Source organism: Pseudomonas sp. NY5710 (assembly GCF_013305665.1).
Lineage (GTDB): Bacteria > Pseudomonadota > Gammaproteobacteria > Pseudomonadales > Pseudomonadaceae > Aquipseudomonas > Aquipseudomonas juntendi.
This window is the reverse complement of the sequence record NZ_CP045554.1, coordinates 2,162,218-2,178,444: the sequence shown is the minus strand read 5'-3', so window position 1 is coordinate 2,178,444 and position 16,227 is coordinate 2,162,218. Positions and strand designations below refer to the sequence as shown.

Sequence of the window (16,227 nt, the reverse complement as noted above, 5' to 3'; positions counted from 1 at the left end):
ATCAGACCCCAGGGTTATGCAGAGGTTGCCCACGCCTGGTCGTTTTGTTGTTCCACTGCAGCCAGGGGCAGTTGCAGGGTGAAGGTCGCACCTTTGCCCACCTCGCTTTGCACCACAATCCGCCCGCCGTGGGCTTGCACGATCTGATCGGATATATACAGGCCCAAGCCCAAGCCACCCGTAGCCTGCTGCGTTGCGACGCGCTCGAACTGCTGAAAGATACGTTGCTGGTTGGCCATGTCGATACCAATGCCATGGTCCTGCACTTGCACGCACGCCAGGCCGTCCTGCTCGTACAGCGTTACATGCACCGGTTTGCGGTCACCATAACGCAAGGCGTTGGACAACAGGTTGGCCAGTACTTGTTCAATCCGAAATTCGTCCCACTCCCCCTGCAGTGGCTGGCAATGCTGCAACTCGATGAACGTATCCAGTGCCGTGGCCTGGGCGGTGAAATTCTCTACCAACCGCCGCACCAGCTCACTCAGGTCGAACGGTTTGGGCCGCAGCGACAGCTTGCCGGTACGAATGCGCGAAACATCGAGCATGTCTTCGATCAGGCGGATCAGGCTGTTGATCTGCCGCTCGTCGCGCTCGACCATGGCCTGAAGCTTGTCGGCGCTGAACGCCGCCAGGTTGCCCCGCGCCAGGTGCAGCTTGCGCAGTTGGGTTTCCAGGATCAGCCCGTTGAGCGGCGTACGCACCTCGTGGGACACGATCGACATGAAGTCATCGCGCATGCGCACGGCATGCTCCAGCTCACTGCGCGCCGCCTGCAGCTGGCCCAGCAGCACTTCCTGCTCCTGGCGGCTACGCTCCAGCGCCTGCAACTGGCGGTCAAGCACCTTGCGCTGGCGGTAAAGGTCGACGAACACCGACACCTTGCTCTTCACTGCCGCGGTATCCAGCGGTTTGTGCAGGAAGTCCACGGCGCCACTTTCGTAGCCCTTGAAGGCGTAGTTCATTTCACGCCCGGCTGCGGTGACGAATACGATGGGGATGTGGCGGGTTTTTTCGGTACCGCGCATCAGCTCGGCCAGCTCGAAGCCGTTCATGCCCGGCATCTGCACATCGAGAATGGCCAGCGCGAACTCGTGTTCGAGCAACAGCGACAAGGCGGCTTCGGCAGACTGGGCCTGGTGCACCTCACGGTCCTCGCCCTGTATCAGGGCATCGAGGGCCAAGAGGTTTTCTGGCAGGTCGTCGACGATCAGCAGTTTGGCGATAGTGTTGCTTAGCATGCGCTGGATTCCAGGGCGGCGAGCAACTGCTCGATCCCACTCAAGGTAAGAATATGGTCGGGCTGATGGAGGGCCAGGGCGGCCTCGGGCATCAGCGCCACCTGTGCGTCGCGAGGGTCCTGGACAATGGTCCGGCCGCCGCTGTTCTTGATGTAAGCCAGCCCTTGGGCACCGTCTTCATTGGCACCGGTGAGCAGCACGCCAAGCAGGCCGGCACCGTAGGCATCGGCCGCGGAATAGAACAGGTAGTCGATGGCAGGCCGGGAAAAATGCACCGGTGGCTCCTGGCTCAACGACAGGGTGAAGTCGCGTTCTACCGATAGATGATAGCCAGGCCCGGCCACGTAGATCTGGCCAGGGCGCAGCGGTTGCTTGTCACGTGCCTCACACACGGGGCGAAGCAGACGGCGTTGCAGTACCTCGGCCAGTCGGCTGTGGCGGTCATCCGGCAGGTGCAACACACACACTATCGGAATGGCGAACCCCGACGGCAACCCGCCCAGCACGGTGAACAGCGCGGACACCCCGCCGGCCGACGCGCCGATCACCACCGCTTGTACGCCCTTCATGATTTGCGGAAGATCCGTTCAGGCTTGACCAGCGGCTCGAAACGGTCGCTGTAAGCGGAAAAATCGACCGACTCCTTGCTGCCCAGCACCAGGAAACCGCGATGGCACAGTGATTCATGGAACAGCCCCAGGGCGCGGTCCTGCAGCTCCTTGTTGAAATAGATCAGCACATTGCGGCAAGACACCAACTGCGTCTCGGAGAACACGCTGTCGGTGGCCAGGCTATGGTCGGCGAAGGTCACGTTTTCACGCAGGGTGCTGTCCATGATCGCGTTGCCATAGGCTGCCGTGTAGTACTCGGCGAAATCCCGGCGGCCACCGGCGATGCGGTAGTTCTCGGCGTAGTCGAGCATGTTCTGCATCGAGTAGATGCCCTGCTTGGCTTTATCCAGCGAGTGCGGGTTGATGTCGGTGGCGTAGATGATGGTGCGCTCGAGCAGGCCTTCTTCGCGCAGCAGGATGGCCATCGAATACACCTCCTCGCCCGTACTGCACCCGGCGATCCACACCTTGATCGATGGCCAGGTGCGCAGCAGCGGCACCACCTCGTTGCGCAGCGCCAGGAAGTGGCCCGGGTCACGGAACATCTCGCTGACCGGTATCGTCAGGTACTGCAGCAACTGCATGAACATGCCAGGGTCGTGCAGCACGCGCTCTTGCAAGGCCGATACCGTCTGGCAACCGAACTGGCGCAGCGCATGCAGGATCCGGCGCTTGATCGAAGCGCCGGAATAATTGCGGAAATCATAGCTGTACTTGAGGTAGATGGCCTCGATCAGCAAGCGGATCTCGATGTCGGTGTTACGTTCGCTAGTCAAATTCGCTCCAGTTGCGGCAGCCATACGCGGATCAGCGAGAACAGGCGGTCCAGGTCGATCGGTTTGGCCAGGTAATCGTTGGCACCGGCCTGCAGGCAACGGTGCTGGTCATCTTTCATGGCCTTGGCAGTCACCGCAATGATCGGCAGCTTGCGCCAGCGCGGTTGCTGGCGGATTAGCCGGGTGGCTTCGAAGCCATCCATCTCCGGCATCATCACATCCATCAGTACCAGGTCGATGTCGTCATGCTGCTCCAGGCGCTCGATCGCCTCGCGGCCGTTACGGCCGATCTCGACGATCGCGCCCTTGTGCTCCAGTGCACTGGTCAGGGCGAAGATATTACGCACATCGTCGTCTACCAGCAGCACCTTGCGCCCCTCGAACACTTTGTCGCGGCTGCGCGCCGTTTTCAGCATACGCTGGCGTTCGTTGGACAACTGCGACTCGACCTTGTGCAGGAACAGCGTCACTTCGTCGAGCAGCCGCTCGGGTGAGCGGGCGCCCTTGATGATGATCGAGCGCGAGTACTTGAGCAGGTCGGTTTCTTCTTCGCGGGTCAGGTTGCGGCCGGTATACACGATCACCGGCGGGAAGGCGCGGATATCTTCGGCAGTCATGCGCTTGAGCAGTTCGTTGCCGAGCATGTCTGGCAGCTTGAGGTCGATGATCATGCAGTCGTAGATGTTTTCCCGCAGCAGTGCCAAGGCCTCCTGCGCCATGCCTACGGCGGTGATCTCGACGTCGTCGTCACCGATCAGGCGGGCGATGCTTTCGCGCTGCAGGTCGTCATCTTCCACCAGCAGAATGTGCTTGAGCTTCTGCGTGAGCTTGGCCTCCAGGCGCGCGAATACTTCCTTGAGCTCTTCGCGGCTGGTGGGTTTGACCGCGTAGCCCACTGCCCCCATGTGCATGGCGGCCTCGACACGGTCCTCGACGGAAATGATATGCACCGGAATGTGCCGGGTATCTGCCTGCTCCTTCAGGCGTTGCAGCACGGTCAGGCCGGAATGGTCGGGCAGGCGCATGTCCAGCAGGATCGCATCGGGTATGAACCGGGCTGCCAGCTCGAACCCTTCGTCGGCAGCGTGCGCCACCAGGCAGCTGTAACCCAGTTCGTGGGCCAGGTCGAAGAGAATGCGGGCGAAGTTCGGCTCGTCTTCGATTACCAGGATGCAGCGGTTACTGAAGGGCGCCCGGTCACGGTCGTCGGTGAAGGCCAGCAGCGGCACCTTCGGCGCCTGGGCAGTGGCGAGCTGTGGTACTGGCGGCAGGGTATCGACCGCCGGGCGCAGGCTGAGGGGCTCGACCTCCTGCTCCGGGTTCTCGTAGCGTTCGGGTAATACCAGGCTGAACACACTGCCCTGCCCGGGGCTGCTCTCGACACTGATCTGCCCGCCAAGCAAATGGGCAAGGTCGCGGGAAATCGACAGCCCCAGCCCAGTCCCGCCATACCGGCGGTTGCTGGTGCCATCGACCTGGTGGAACGCACCGAAAATTGCCTGCTGCTGGTCGGCAGCAATGCCAATACCGCTATCGCGCACGGCAAACACGATGCCGCTGTCCGGCTGGTAGCCGATGTTCAGGCTGACCTGGCCGCGCTCGGTGAACTTGATGGCGTTGGACAGCAGGTTCTTGAGGATCTGCTCCAGTCGCTGGCGGTCGGTGAACAGGGTGGCGGGTACCTGAGCCTGGGCGGTGACCTCGAAGGCCAGCCCCTTTTGCCCCGCCAACGGCTCGAACATGTCACGCAGGCCTTCGACCAGGCGCTCCAAGTGGGTGGTTTCAGGTCGCACTTCAAGCTTGCCGGCCTCGACCTTGGCGATATCGAGGATATCGTTGATCAGGTTGAGCAGGTCGTTGCCGGCCGAGTAGATCGACTCGGCGAACTTGACCTGCTCAGCGCTGAGGTTGCCTTCACCGTTCTCGGCCAGCAGCTTGGCCAGAATCAGCGAGCTGTTCAACGGTGTGCGCAGTTCGTGAGACATGTTGGCGAGGAATTCGGACTTGTACTTGCTCGAACGCAGCAACTCATCGGCGCGCGCCTGCAGCTCTTCCTGGGCGTGAATCAGTTCCTCGTTCTTGCGGTCGAGCGCTTCGGTGCGGTCGGACAACTGCTCGTTGGTCTGCTCCAGTTCCGCTTGCTGGGTTTCCAGGTGGGCCTGGGACTCCTTGAGCACGCGGGACTGCTCCTCCAGTTCTTCATTGGCTGTTTTGAGCTCTTCCTGCTGCACCTGCAACTCTTCGTTCAATTGCTGGGTTTCGGCCAGAACTTCCTGCAAGCGCTGCCGGTAACGGGCGCTTTCGATGGACATCCCCAGGTTGCCCTCCACGCGCTGCAGCAGTTCATCGTCCCGCGCCTGCAACGGCCGCAGGAAGCCCAGTTCGAGCACGCCGTTGATCTGCCCGCCGTCGCTGGCCGGCATCAGCAGCGCACTGCGTGGCAAGCCCTTGCCCAGGCCGGAGCTGAGCTGGAAGTAGTCTTGCGGCAGGTCGTCCAGGCGCAGCAGCCGCCCTTCACGCACGGCCTGGGCCAGCAGGCCCTCACCATCACCCAGTACCTGCTCGCGCGCCTGCTGCTCGGCATCCAGACCATAGCAGGCAACCCGTACCAGGCGGCCATGCTCGTCGCGCACGTACAACGCCCCGACCACACTGCCCAGGTAAGAGGCAAAGAACCGCAGAATGTTGTCGCCGAGCATGTTCAGGGTCAGCTGGCCAAGCACTTGTTGAGCCAGCTGGGTCTGGCCGTTGCGCAGCCAGGCCTGGTGCTCCAGGCGCTCGGCAGAACGTTGCTGGGCCTTGAGGTTGTCGTCGTAACTGCTGGACAACGCCAACAGATCGCGGCGCCCCAGGTAGGCCAGCAAGGCGCTGAGGCCAACGATCAGCAGCACGAACGCCGAAATAGAGGTGACGGTGACGGTGCTGACCTTCTCGTTGCGCGCCATGCGCAACTGTTGTTCGGTGGCAATGAGGTCGGCGAATTCCTTGCGAATCTCGTCAGTCAGGCGCTTGCCGCGGCCGTTACCGATCAGCTCCCGGTAGGGGCCGTCATTGCGGCGCAGGGTGATCATGCCGCTGCCGAAGTCATTCCAGGCTTGCTGCAAGGCTATCAGCCGGTCGATACGGTCGACTTGCTGCGGGTTGTCCTCGACCATGCCGCGCAGGCCCTGCAAGCTGCTGAGAATGCGCGGCTTGGCCACCTCATAGGGGTCGAGGAAGCGCTCGTCACCCGTCAGCAGGAAGCCGCGCATGCCGGTTTCCATGTCGATCGACAGCTTCACCGCTTCGTTGGCATTGCCAATGACCCGGTCGGTGTGTTCGACCCATTGCATGGCCGAGAGCAGGTAGTTGATCACCGCAACGAAGGCCACGGCCCCCAGCAGGCCCACACCCAGAGGAAGGCCGATATTGCGGCTCAACAACTTGCGGAAGCTGCGCTGGTCCATCGAGGCTGCTTGAATCATGAGAAAACGCCCGAGCAAGAAAATCCATGAAAAAGAGTGGCGGAACAATCGTTATGGTTATGTGCCGCTGCGCCGTGCCGACAAGCGAAGTCTAACCAGCTTTGACGGCTCTGGCAGGGCATTTAGCCAGTATTTGAAAGTGCTGTGTGCCAATCGTTCCATCTGATTGCAAGTATCGGTATCCTCGGGAACTTCTGCTGTCGCCTTGTGCACAGATCATAGACATTCAATTGCACAGGACCCGAACCATGCACCTTTTGGTAGTCGAAGACGACGAGATCGTACGTATGCTGATGCTCGAAGTGCTCGGCGATTTGGGCTACTCGGTGATCGAGGCGGAAAATGCCACCGCGGCGCTCGAGGTATTGGAAGACCACACCCAGCCGTTGGCGCTGATGATGACGGACGTGGGCCTGCCGGACATGCGCGGCGAGGCGCTGGCAGCCAAGGCACGCGAACTGCGGCCACTGTTGCCGGTGCTGTTCGCCAGTGGCTACGCCGAAAACATTGATGTACCGGAGGGCATGCACATGATCGGCAAGCCGTTCAGCATCGACCAGCTGCGCGACAAGGTGCAGGGGATTCTCGGCACCGCCTGAATTCGGCGGCACCCGCTTACCAAGCGCGCAGGGAGCGCAGGGGCCAAGGAACGGTGCCCGCTACACCTCCCTGCGCAACAGGTAGGTGTCCATGATCCACCCTTTGCGCGCCCTTTCCCGCGCACGCACTTCAAGAATCTGCGCCTTCACCGCCTGCAGCGGCCCGGCGATCAGCCGTTCGTCAGCCGTGCCCAGGTAAGCGCCCCAGTAAATCGTCAAGGCCGGGTCATCAATAGCTGCGAACGCGCACTCCCCATCGAGCATGACCACCACATTGTCGATACTCCCCTGCCCGGCCAGACGTCGACCAGGCAGCACGGTCAGCGGTTCGCCAATGCGGTTGAGCGCAACCCGGTGGCGCGCCGCCAGTGCCTGCACGCTGCTGATGCCCGGAATGACCTGCAGGTGCAGCGCGCCAACTCGCTCGCAGACCAGGTCGAGGATGCGCAAGGCGCTGTCATAGAGCGTGGGCTCGCCCCACAGCAGAAAGGCGCCGGTTTCGCCGTCGCCGAGTTCCTCTTCGATCAGTTGCGCATACAGCGCTGCACGTTGTACGTGCCAGTCCTGTACCGCCTGCACATACGCGTCGGCCTGCCCATCGCGCAGCGGGTCGGCGACCTGAACCAGCCGATAGCCGCCCTCGGGCCGGTACCGCTGCAGGATGGCCTTGCGCAGCTGCACCAGCTCGTTCTTGACGCTGCCCTTGTCGAGCACGAAGAACACGTGGGCCTGGCGCAAACCGTCGACGGCTTCGTACGTGACCTGGCGTGGGTCCCCCGGGCCGATGCCGATCAACAACAGCTGTTTCATTGTGCTGCCCTCCGGTGCTGTTCAGCAGCCATTGTCGGGCGCCAGCAGGCCGCTGGCAAAGCACCCGTTCAGAGCAGCGAGAAGTTGTAGCTGACGATCACCCGCGTTTCGTCCATATCCCGCGCCCAGCGCTCATAGTTGCTGCGGTAGGTGGAATTACGCAAACGCACGCTGACGTCCTTGAACGTGCCACTTTGCACTTGGTACTTGAGCTCGCTGTCGCGCTCCCACTCCTTGCCTTCGGCATGGCTGCCTGGCACCTGGATATGGTCACCGTTGATGTACCGGGTGAAGAACGTAAGGCCAGGCACACCCAACGCCTTGAAGTCATAGTCATAGCGCACTTGCCAGGAGCGCTCCTGGGCGGCGGCAAAATCATTGACCTGTGCATAGTTGACCAGGTACGGGTTGCTGCCATCCAGGTAGGGCATGGCGCTGTCGCCATACATGCGCTGCCAGCCAGCACTGAGCTTGTGACCACCCAGGCTGTAGCCGAGCATGCCGCTGACGGCGCGGTGATCGATCGCACCCGCGCGGGCGTTGCCGATGTCGTCGCTTTTGATCAGCCGCAGGTCGGCAGCAAGGCTACCCACCGGCAGCGGTTGGCTGGCCACCAGGCCGAAATACTGCTGGCGATAGATGTTCTCCAGCCTGGCCACTTGATACTGGGCACCGAAACGCTCGTTGACCCGGTAATCGACCCCGGCGAGGTCGAAGTGGTCGGCTTCGATATCGCAGGCGTAACGCTTGTTCTTGCAGTGCACGCGAATGTTTTGGCGGTCGGTTGAATCCCTTGCGGTGTACCGATCCAGGCGTGCCAGGGTGAACTTCAAGTCCCGGCGTTCCTCGGAGGTCAGCATAGCGCCCTGGAACATCGTCGGCAGCAGGCGGCCATCGTTGTACTTGAGCAGGGGTACATCCGGCATCATCGAACCGTACTTGAGCACCGTGTTGGAAACTTTGACTTTGGCCGCCAGGCCCATCTTTGCATACTGGTTGGCGGAGTGCCGCGGGTTGTGCCCGGAAGCCGGCAGCAAGCCGCTGTTACTGTCGGCGGGGCTGGAGTCCAACTTCACACCAAACATGCCCAGCGCATCCACACCGAAGCCTACCGGGCCTTCGGTGTAACCCGACTGTACATTGAGGATAAAGCCTTGGGCCCACTCTTCTCGCTTGGACGCCCCTTGGCCGGAACTGCTGTGGCCGTCACGGAAATCCCGGTTGAAGTAGACAGTGCGTGCTTCAACCTTGGCACTGCTGTCTTCAAGAAAACCGGCAGCCTGGGCATTGGCACCGGCATATAACAGGAACAGGCCGGCAACACGACGCCCGGGGGCGAGGGGATAGGGGGCAAACATGCAGGGAAACATCCAGATTCAAAACGGGTTGACAACCGGTGGCACAGACTTGCCACGGTGATGGGACATGACCACGCAACAGCCAGCCATACTTTGAAATGATCACGCAATAGCGCTGGCGCGGGCCATTGGACCATGGTCTAAGCGCCTTGCCAGGCAGCTTAGGCGAATCGCGCATGGGCAACTACGAAAGTTCCCCGCTTACTTGCAAAAAGTTAGCGGTTTACCCCGCCCCGATGTGTGACTACACTCGATAGCAACGAACAGTAGAACCCACCTGCGTGGCCGGCGTATTCATGCGTTTCAATGTTCGTCACGCCCCGCCACAGCCGACGTACAGGAGTGATTACAGTGTCCAGACTTGCAGAGTTTCGTGCTGCGGAAAAAGCGCTCCAGGAACAGATGGCACAACTGGAAGCGTTGAAAAAGGATGCCGGCTTAAAACGCGAAATCGAGTTCGAGCAGAAACTTGTCAACCTGATGAAAAGCTACGACAAAAGCCTGCGCGATGTCATAGCCATACTTGACCCCAAAGCCGGGGCGCGCGCCACCAGCCCTGCCCCCAAACAGCACCGCCGCCCGCGGGTAGTGAAGGTTTATACACACCCCGAGACAGGCGAGCGGATCGAGACCAAAGGCGGCAACCACCGGGGCCTCAAAGCCTGGAAAGAGCAGTATGGCGCCGCCGAGGTGGAAAGCTGGGCCCGCTGATGAAACATCAACACGTGCTTCACACTTTTTTCACAAGGGCTGGCTCAGTATCGAGGCAGCTAAAGGACTAGCGACCCCATCACGCGCCCGCACATGCGGGCCTCTAATTCCAGCGCCCTGCATTCGTGCAGGGCGCTTTCATTTGCGCAATCGGCGCACTGACGTATCATGGCCAGCCTGTCTGTTTTGCCGGCGCCCCGTGCCCGGCCCTGCCTCAGGAGTTCCCATGAGCCTGCACGATCTGCAAACCTTGCCTGGTGTCACCGCACAACCTGACGCCGCCACCGCCCAATTCGTCTTCAACCACACCATGCTGCGGGTCAAGGACATCGAAAAGTCGCTGGACTTCTACACCCGTGTGCTGGGCTTTCGCGTAGTAGACAAGCGTGATTTCCCCGAAGCCGCTTTCAGCCTGTACTTCCTGGCCCTGGTCGACCCGGCGCAGATTCCCGCCGACGACGCCGCCCGTCACCAGTGGATGAAGTCGATCCCGGGCGTGCTGGAGCTCACCCACAACCACGGCACCGAAAACGATGCCGATTTCGCCTATCACAATGGCAATACCGACCCGCGCGGCTTCGGTCACATCTGCGTGTCGGTCCCCGATGTACGCGTCGCCTGTGCGCGCTTCGAAGCGCTGGGTGTACCGTTCCAGAAACGCCTGCAGGACGGGCGCATGAACCACCTGGCCTTCATCAAGGACCCGGATGGCTACTGGGTCGAAGTGATTCAGCCGGCCGACCTCGCAGGCTAAGCGTTCGTCGCGGCGCGTTCGTCGGGGGCGGGAACCATCGCCTCCTCGCCGTGGTATATGAAGGTAACTGCTTCCTATGCCACAGCGAGGTAAGAACCATGCAATCCCTTCACTGTGAATACCGCGAGCACACCATTACCGCCAGCGTGATGCCCCATCCGGAATCCCCCCTGCCCTACGCCGCTGGTTGCCTGATCACTGCCCCTGATGGCCATACCAGCAGGCGCCTGTCGATGCCGATGAAGTTTTTCTCTGACCTGAAGAATGCCCAGCGTGTGTCGCTGGCCCACGGTCGAGCGCTGGTGGATCAGCAGCTGGACGCCGGTAAGCAGGTGTTCTGACTGTGCTCTGGCCTGTGGCGGCCTCTTTGCGGCTAAAGCCATTGCTGTACCGCGAAGGGGCCGCTGCTGGTGCAATCAGCTATCGCGAGCGTAGGCCACGGCGGCATCGACTTGCGCGTGCGTCGGCCTCACACCCGTATACAACACGAACTGCTCCAGCGCCTGCAGCGCAATCACCTCAAGCCCGGTAATCACCGGTTTGCCCAGCGCCTGGGCGCGGCGAATCAACGGTGTTTGCGCGGGCATGGCCACCACATCGAACACCCGCTCTGCAGCTGCAATGGCGATGTCCGAAAACGCCAGCGCTTCAGCTTCTGCGCCCCCCGCCATGCCGATCGGCGTCACATTCACCAGCATCGGCGGGCAGATATCGCCGAGTTCTGGCAGCCAGCGGTAGCCGCACATATCCGCCAGCTGCTGCCCCGCCTGTGCATTACGCGCGACGATGGTGCCTTCGGCAAAGCCGGCATCGCGCAGGGCGCTGGCCACGGCCTTGGCCATACCGCCGCTGCCGCGCAGGGCGAAAGCGGTTGCCGGGTCGACCTGGTGCCGGGTCAACAACTGGCGTACGGCCAGATAGTCGGTGTTGTAGGCTTTGAGGCGACCGTTGGTGTTCACCAGGGTGTTGACCGATTCGATGGCCGCCGCCGACGGGTCGATCTCGTCTACCAGCGCCATGCACGCTTCCTTGTAAGGCATCGACACCCCACAACCGCGTATACCCAAGGCCCGAATTCCCGCTACTGCGGCCGGCAGGTCGTCGGTGCGCATGGCCTTGTAGTAAAAGTCCAGGCCCAACTGCTGGTACAAGTGGTTGTGAAAGCGCACGCCGAATGTACCGGGGCGGCCTGCCAGGGAAATGCACAGCACGGTATCCCTGCCGGGAGTTGTCGACATAGCCTGCTCCTGAGTCATGACTGAAACGTTTGTGCAGCGTACCAGAGGCAACCGCTGGTCGTCCCTTACACAACCTTTACCATTGCCCTGTGCGCAATTGACAAATACCGGAGTCATATTAGCGACACCCCACTTGGGGGGTTTACTCGCGAGGTTGATATGAACCGTCTCATTCCCGGAATCGCCCTGCTGGTCGGCGCTTTGGCCATCAGCGGGCCTGCAGCTGCCCACGGTGGTTACGGCCACGGCGGCGGTTGGTATGGACCGGGCCCGCTACTGGGCGCTGCCGTGGTTGGCGCGGTGGTTGGCGCGACGGTGTCTGGCGGGCACGACCGTACGGTGTATGTGGAACGCCAGCCGGTGTACTACCCGCCGCAACCGGTGTACGTGCAACCGCCACCACAGCCCGTCTATTACCAGCCTTACTATGCGCCGGCTCCGCCACCGCCAGGCTACCGGGCCTACTACGGCCCGCCACGGGTGTATTACGGCCCGCCACGCTGGTAAGGGTTGATAGAAGTAATGACCACTATCGACAACGTTGATTTCAAACCCTGGTAGCTGCTGGGTATGGTAGGCCCATGTTTCACAGGAGGTCCCCATGGCCACTATCCAGATCATGTCCGTTGTCGGCAGCGCTGTTCCGGTTTCACTGCGTGAACAAGGCCTGTTGGCCTGCTGGTACCTGGTGCGCAACGGCGAGGCTGTGAGTGGGCCGGTGCCGACCCTCGCCCAAGCCCGCGCATTGGCTGAACTGTTGCAACCAGGCACTTTGGCCGCCTGACCCGAATTTGTTGTGCGTTGCTCCCTACGCCCTTGTGCCCGCCGAAATGGCGGGCTTTTTTTTGTCTGTTCCTGGTGGGTGCGGGTCGTCGGTCGTTTCACGCCTTTGCCTGGCCAGTTGACTGGTCAGGGCCACGACCCTGCCTTGCAAGCGACCGACGGTGATCACCAGTTCGTTACGCTCCTTGGCGAACTGGTCTGCCTTGGCCTCCGCCTCACGGCGGGCATCGCGCTCGCTATCGAGCAGTTCGGTCAGGCGGCGAATGACCGCAATGTCTGCATTGTCCAGCGCGCGGTCTGCCGCATCTCTGGACAGCCATTTGCGCAGCCATAGAAAGGCCCCGAGCAACATGGTGCCTGTACCACCCAGCCACGTGAGGGTGCCTGGGCCGAGGTCGGTGGGATCCATGTAAACCTCTTTACTGACGTGATGGGCAGTCCACGCATTACATCGCTGTGGCTTTTATTATTTGCAGACTTAATTTAGCCTAGAGGTAAATTGACCTCAAGGAAAATTTAGCTATGCGCGCATTTAGCAGTCAGCTAAACACTGGCATGCTTCGCCTTATGGACATCTACGAAATCCGCAAGCAAAACCTGGTCAAGCTGATAGCCGACCAGAAAAAAGGCGCCTGCGCCGAGCGCTGGGGCATGGCACCTGCGCACCTGAGCCAGATTCTCTCGGACAAGACCGCCAAGAACCTGGGCGACGACGTGGCGCGGCGGATCGAGGGTATCGAAGGCTTGCCACGCGGCTGGTTCGACGCGCTGGCGCCCGGCGATCACCCGCAGGCCGCGGGCGGGCCTGCCGACGGCGCGCTGAGCGCGGCCGATCTGGTTAGGCAGATGCTGGCAAGAAGTGGCAAAGGCATACCTGAAGAAACCCGCCAGAGGCTGCTGGCCGCGGCTGCAGAGCCCGCGCAAGCCGTATTGCTGCAGGCCGACCAAGGCCGGCCCGGCCTAGTGGGTGATGAGGTATGGATTGCCCACTATGATGTGCGCGCAGCCATGGGCGGCGGCCAGATCCCCCATGACTACCCGGAAATGTTCAAGGATGTGCGGGTCAGCCCCAGCCACCTGCGTGAACTGGGTGTGGAATTCAGCGAGCATCACCACCTGAAGATGGTCACTGGCTGGGGCCAGTCGATGGAGCCCACCATCAAGCACCGTGACCCACTGATCGTCGATGTGAGCATCCGTGAGTTCGTGGGCGACGGGATCTACTTTTTCGCGTGGGGTGACCATATCTATATCAAGCGTCTGCAGATTGCCGATGACGATCATTTCGAGATGATTTCCGACAACTCACGGCACAAGGACCGCCTGATTCGCCGCGAAGAAACCTATATCCAGGCCAGGGTTCTGCTGGTGTGGAATGCCCACCTCGTGTAAGGCGCAACCTGCCCCGGCAGCGACCTGGCGCAGGGGTTTCAGAACGGGGCAGCCGACGCCAGTGACCCACAGCCCTGCTCGACGCTCACTTCGTCAAACTGCTGGCCGGCGTGGCGCTGCCAGCGCACCAGCACGCTGCCATCAGGGTTGAAGGTCAGGTCCAGCTCGGGGGTGTCCAGCAGCAGCCCCATCACCTCCTCCCATTCCGCGTCGCCATCGCTGTCCAGGCGATGCACCAGCACCCAGCGCTGGGTCTGTGCCACAGGGTGGTTGATCATCGACGATACCCGCAGGCTCAGGCGCTCTACACCCGACATGCCCAGGGGTTGAGGGATTGTCGACGCTGTGTGGATAGGCATATTGTCATCCTGATATATGTATATTTGTACAGTATCTGCCGAAAGCTTATCGCACAGCCAAATGCAGCGTAAAGGCCTTGTCTTGAAAATTTTCGCCAACAGGTAATTTCACGCCCAACACAATTTTAGCTTTAAGCTATTGACATTTAATTTAGCTACTGGCTAACTTTTCAGCCCAGCAGCATTCAGCTTGCGCTTGGAACCTGGCTGTTCATGAGGAGTTACCATGGCCGTAGACGTCAGCACCCTGTTGATCGCCACCCCGGTGGCAGTATCCGCAACCAATCCCGTCGCGCTGGAACTTGGCGGTGAGGAAGCCATCGCCCGTTTTCCTGAGGTAGTCAAAGTACTGAGCGACGGCTCGATCCAGCTTTCTGCGCCGACCAAAGGGGCGTCGAGCAAGAGTACCCACCGCACCCGCTGTGAATGGACCGAAACCCGTTCCTGGACGCTGGCCAGCGCTGCAGACCATTGGAGCCGTCAAAGCATGACGTTGACCAAGGTCAACGCAGCGCAGAAGGTGGTCATTGCCCAGATGCACGTGCACGGCGACGACGGCCCGCCCCTCAAGGTGTTCTGGAAGAAAGGCGATATCACCTTGGGCTTTCGCCAAACCTATGACCAGGCTGACCCGGTGAATTCGACGGTGCTCAAAGGCGTACCGCTGGGTGCGCAGTTCGGCATTAGCCTGCACGTCACGGCACAGGGCCTGGTCACCGTCACCGCAACCTGCAAGGGAGCAACCGGTACTTCAGGCGGTTTGCAACTCGACGGCAGTTGGGCTTCGCGCCTGTTCGAATTCCACGGCGGCGTTTACAACCAGGTCGACTACAACGATCAAACGCCGGCCGACGATGGCTCAATCTGCATTATCAGCGACCTGACGTTGATACATGGCTGAGGCGCAAACGCCTTTTCCGTGCCGGCCCGCCTGTAAATGGGGTCGGTACCGGACCTGATCAGAACTGAGCGTACAGTTTGCCCCACCTCTATTACCGCTCGGCGCCCTTTCTGAACAGCACATGAAGGGGACAGAATGGGTACGGGATTAAATTTCGTTCACGTTGCGCCCTTTAGATATAAGGCATTCGACAGCCGTTCAGCCATACTCCAGAATGCAGCGGTTTTTTGGGGGAAAACCCTTGCACAGCCAACGACATACCAACCTTTAGTGAGCCTCAACGTGAAAACATCCCTGTCCATTCTCAGCCTGCTGCTGTTGCTCACAGGTACCGCGACGCTGCCGTCGACCGCTGCTGCACAACCCCCGGCCAAGGTGCAACGCGACCCTTCCAAACTGCACCTGGCTTCGGGCAGCGCACTGCTGATCGACCTCAATACCAACCAGGAGCTGTACTCGAACCACGCCGACCGCGTGGTGCCGATCGCTTCGGTGACCAAACTGATGACCGCGATGGTGGTGCTGGACGCCAAGCTGCCCATGGATGAGATGCTCACCATGACCATCGCCAACAACCCGGAGATGAAGGGGGTGTATTCAAGGGTACGCCCCGGCAGCCAGCTCAATCGCCGCGAGACCCTGCTGATTACCTTGATGTCTTCGGAAAACCGTGCAGCCAATAGCTTGGCCAATGCCTACCCCGGTGGCTACCCGGCATTCATCAAAGCAATGAACGCCAAAGCCCGTAGCCTGGGCATGGCCCATACCCGCTACGTTGAGCCTACCGGACTTTCGACGCAGAACGTGTCGACTGCCCGCGACCTGTCCAAGCTGCTGATGGCCTCGCGCAAGTACCCTATGCTGAGCGAGCTGTCGACCACCCGCGAAAAGACCGTGGCCTTCCGCAAGCCCAATTACACCCTGGGGTTCCGTAACACCGACCACCTGGTGAACAAGAGCAACTGGGACATCAAGCTGACCAAGACCGGTTTTACCAACGAAGCCGGGCATTGCCTGGTGCTGTTGACCCGAATGGATAACCGCCCTGTGGCCATGGTCATCCTGGATGCCTTCGGCAAGTACACGCATTTCGCCGATGCCAGCCGCCTGCGCCAATGGCTGGAAACCGGTGCAGCCAAACCAGCGCCGGCCGTGGCCATGCAGTACAAGGCGGATCGCCAGGGCAAAGGGCGGGTGGCGGCCGAGTAAACAGGCCCGAAGCAACAGGCC

The 16,227-nt window shown here is 61.0% G+C and carries 19 protein-coding genes; 10 read left to right on the top strand and 9 right to left on the bottom strand.

Annotation, left to right across the window (positions count from 1 at the left end; genetic code table 11):
- Positions 1 to 14: 14 nt before the first annotated feature.
- From GEV39_RS09855 to GEV39_RS09840, 4 genes are read right to left on the bottom strand one after another with little or no spacing between them, the layout of a single operon-like run.
- Positions 15 to 1,241 (bottom strand): hybrid sensor histidine kinase/response regulator, encoded by a 1,227-nt coding sequence (locus GEV39_RS09855; RefSeq protein WP_173888600.1) that lies wholly within the window; start codon positions 1,239 to 1,241, stop codon positions 15 to 17.
- The gene (locus tag GEV39_RS09850) at positions 1,235 to 1,810 is read right to left on the bottom strand and encodes a chemotaxis protein CheB (RefSeq protein WP_173888598.1); all 576 of its coding nucleotides are present in this window, start codon (positions 1,808 to 1,810) and stop codon (positions 1,235 to 1,237) included. Before GEV39_RS09850 ends, GEV39_RS09855 begins: the two co-directional genes overlap by 7 nt.
- Positions 1,807 to 2,628 carry a CheR family methyltransferase gene (locus GEV39_RS09845; RefSeq protein ID WP_173888596.1) on the bottom strand — a complete coding sequence of 274 codons (822 nt, stop codon included), beginning with the start codon at positions 2,626 to 2,628 and terminating at the stop codon, positions 1,807 to 1,809. Before GEV39_RS09845 ends, GEV39_RS09850 begins: the two co-directional genes overlap by 4 nt.
- Positions 2,625 to 6,092, bottom strand: a complete 3,468-nt coding sequence (locus GEV39_RS09840) for a response regulator (protein ID WP_173888594.1) — start codon at positions 6,090 to 6,092, stop codon at positions 2,625 to 2,627. The genes GEV39_RS09845 and GEV39_RS09840 overlap by 4 nt, the downstream gene beginning before the upstream one ends.
- Here GEV39_RS09840 and GEV39_RS09835 point away from each other — a divergent pair.
- Both GEV39_RS09835 and GEV39_RS09830 read left to right on the top strand, forming a co-directional pair.
- Positions 6,091 to 6,258, top strand: coding sequence for a hypothetical protein (locus tag GEV39_RS09835; protein WP_156326363.1), 168 nt, complete (start codon positions 6,091 to 6,093; stop codon positions 6,256 to 6,258). The genes GEV39_RS09840 and GEV39_RS09835 overlap by 2 nt on opposite strands.
- 82 nt (positions 6,259 to 6,340) lie before the next feature.
- The gene (locus GEV39_RS09830) at positions 6,341 to 6,691 is read left to right on the top strand and encodes a response regulator (protein ID WP_173888592.1); all 351 of its coding nucleotides are present in this window, start codon (positions 6,341 to 6,343) and stop codon (positions 6,689 to 6,691) included.
- A gap of 60 nt (positions 6,692 to 6,751) precedes the next feature.
- Here GEV39_RS09830 and cobF read toward each other — a convergent pair whose 3' ends face one another.
- A complete protein-coding gene (gene cobF, locus GEV39_RS09825) occupies positions 6,752 to 7,501 on the bottom strand; it encodes a precorrin-6A synthase (deacetylating) (protein WP_173888590.1) in 750 nt (249 codons plus the stop codon).
- Between the two features lie 68 nt (positions 7,502 to 7,569).
- Positions 7,570 to 8,859, bottom strand: coding sequence for an OprD family porin (locus GEV39_RS09820; protein ID WP_173888588.1), 1,290 nt, complete (start codon positions 8,857 to 8,859; stop codon positions 7,570 to 7,572).
- Positions 8,860 to 9,210: 351 nt separating this feature from the next.
- On the opposite strand from GEV39_RS09820, the gene GEV39_RS09815 reads away from it, so the two are divergent.
- From GEV39_RS09815 to GEV39_RS09805, 3 genes are all read left to right on the top strand, one after another.
- Positions 9,211 to 9,570 (top strand): histone-like nucleoid-structuring protein, MvaT/MvaU family, encoded by a 360-nt coding sequence (locus tag GEV39_RS09815; RefSeq protein WP_054905064.1) that lies wholly within the window; start codon positions 9,211 to 9,213, stop codon positions 9,568 to 9,570.
- 226 nt (positions 9,571 to 9,796) lie between these two features.
- A complete protein-coding gene (gloA, locus tag GEV39_RS09810; protein WP_173888586.1) occupies positions 9,797 to 10,324 on the top strand; it encodes a lactoylglutathione lyase in 528 nt (175 codons plus the stop codon).
- Positions 10,325 to 10,422: 98 nt separating this feature from the next.
- The gene (locus GEV39_RS09805; protein WP_173888585.1) at positions 10,423 to 10,665 is read left to right on the top strand and encodes a hypothetical protein; all 243 of its coding nucleotides are present in this window, start codon (positions 10,423 to 10,425) and stop codon (positions 10,663 to 10,665) included.
- 75 nt (positions 10,666 to 10,740) lie between these two features.
- Here the strand turns inward: GEV39_RS09805 and GEV39_RS09800 are convergent, their stop codons facing one another.
- Positions 10,741 to 11,562 carry a shikimate 5-dehydrogenase gene (locus GEV39_RS09800; RefSeq protein WP_173888583.1) on the bottom strand — a complete coding sequence of 274 codons (822 nt, stop codon included), beginning with the start codon at positions 11,560 to 11,562 and terminating at the stop codon, positions 10,741 to 10,743.
- Between the two features lie 159 nt (positions 11,563 to 11,721).
- Between GEV39_RS09800 and GEV39_RS09795 the strand changes: the two genes are divergently transcribed.
- Both GEV39_RS09795 and GEV39_RS09790 read left to right on the top strand, forming a co-directional pair.
- The gene (locus GEV39_RS09795; RefSeq protein WP_009686467.1) at positions 11,722 to 12,069 is read left to right on the top strand and encodes a hypothetical protein; all 348 of its coding nucleotides are present in this window, start codon (positions 11,722 to 11,724) and stop codon (positions 12,067 to 12,069) included.
- A 94-nt stretch (positions 12,070 to 12,163) separates the two neighbouring features.
- A complete protein-coding gene (locus GEV39_RS09790) occupies positions 12,164 to 12,346 on the top strand; it encodes a hypothetical protein (protein ID WP_054905061.1) in 183 nt (60 codons plus the stop codon).
- A gap of 24 nt (positions 12,347 to 12,370) precedes the next feature.
- Here GEV39_RS09790 and GEV39_RS09785 read toward each other — a convergent pair whose 3' ends face one another.
- Complete coding sequence (locus GEV39_RS09785) at positions 12,371 to 12,754, bottom strand: chemotaxis protein (protein WP_173888581.1); 384 nt, start codon at positions 12,752 to 12,754, stop codon at positions 12,371 to 12,373.
- A 158-nt stretch (positions 12,755 to 12,912) separates the two neighbouring features.
- Here GEV39_RS09785 and GEV39_RS09780 point away from each other — a divergent pair, with 158 nt between their 5' ends.
- A complete protein-coding gene (locus GEV39_RS09780; RefSeq protein ID WP_173888579.1) occupies positions 12,913 to 13,737 on the top strand; it encodes a S24 family peptidase in 825 nt (274 codons plus the stop codon).
- A gap of 38 nt (positions 13,738 to 13,775) precedes the next feature.
- Here GEV39_RS09780 and GEV39_RS09775 read toward each other — a convergent pair whose 3' ends face one another.
- Complete coding sequence (locus GEV39_RS09775; RefSeq protein WP_173888577.1) at positions 13,776 to 14,096, bottom strand: DUF1654 domain-containing protein; 321 nt, start codon at positions 14,094 to 14,096, stop codon at positions 13,776 to 13,778.
- A 226-nt stretch (positions 14,097 to 14,322) separates the two neighbouring features.
- Here GEV39_RS09775 and GEV39_RS09770 point away from each other — a divergent pair, with 226 nt between their 5' ends.
- On the top strand, positions 14,323 to 14,997 hold the full coding sequence (locus GEV39_RS09770) for a polysaccharide lyase family 7 protein (RefSeq protein WP_173888574.1): 675 nt from the start codon (positions 14,323 to 14,325) through the stop codon (positions 14,995 to 14,997).
- Between the two features lie 282 nt (positions 14,998 to 15,279).
- The gene (pbpG, locus tag GEV39_RS09765) at positions 15,280 to 16,206 is read left to right on the top strand and encodes a D-alanyl-D-alanine endopeptidase (RefSeq protein WP_029887028.1); all 927 of its coding nucleotides are present in this window, start codon (positions 15,280 to 15,282) and stop codon (positions 16,204 to 16,206) included.
- The last annotated feature ends 21 nt before the right edge of the window (positions 16,207 to 16,227 follow it).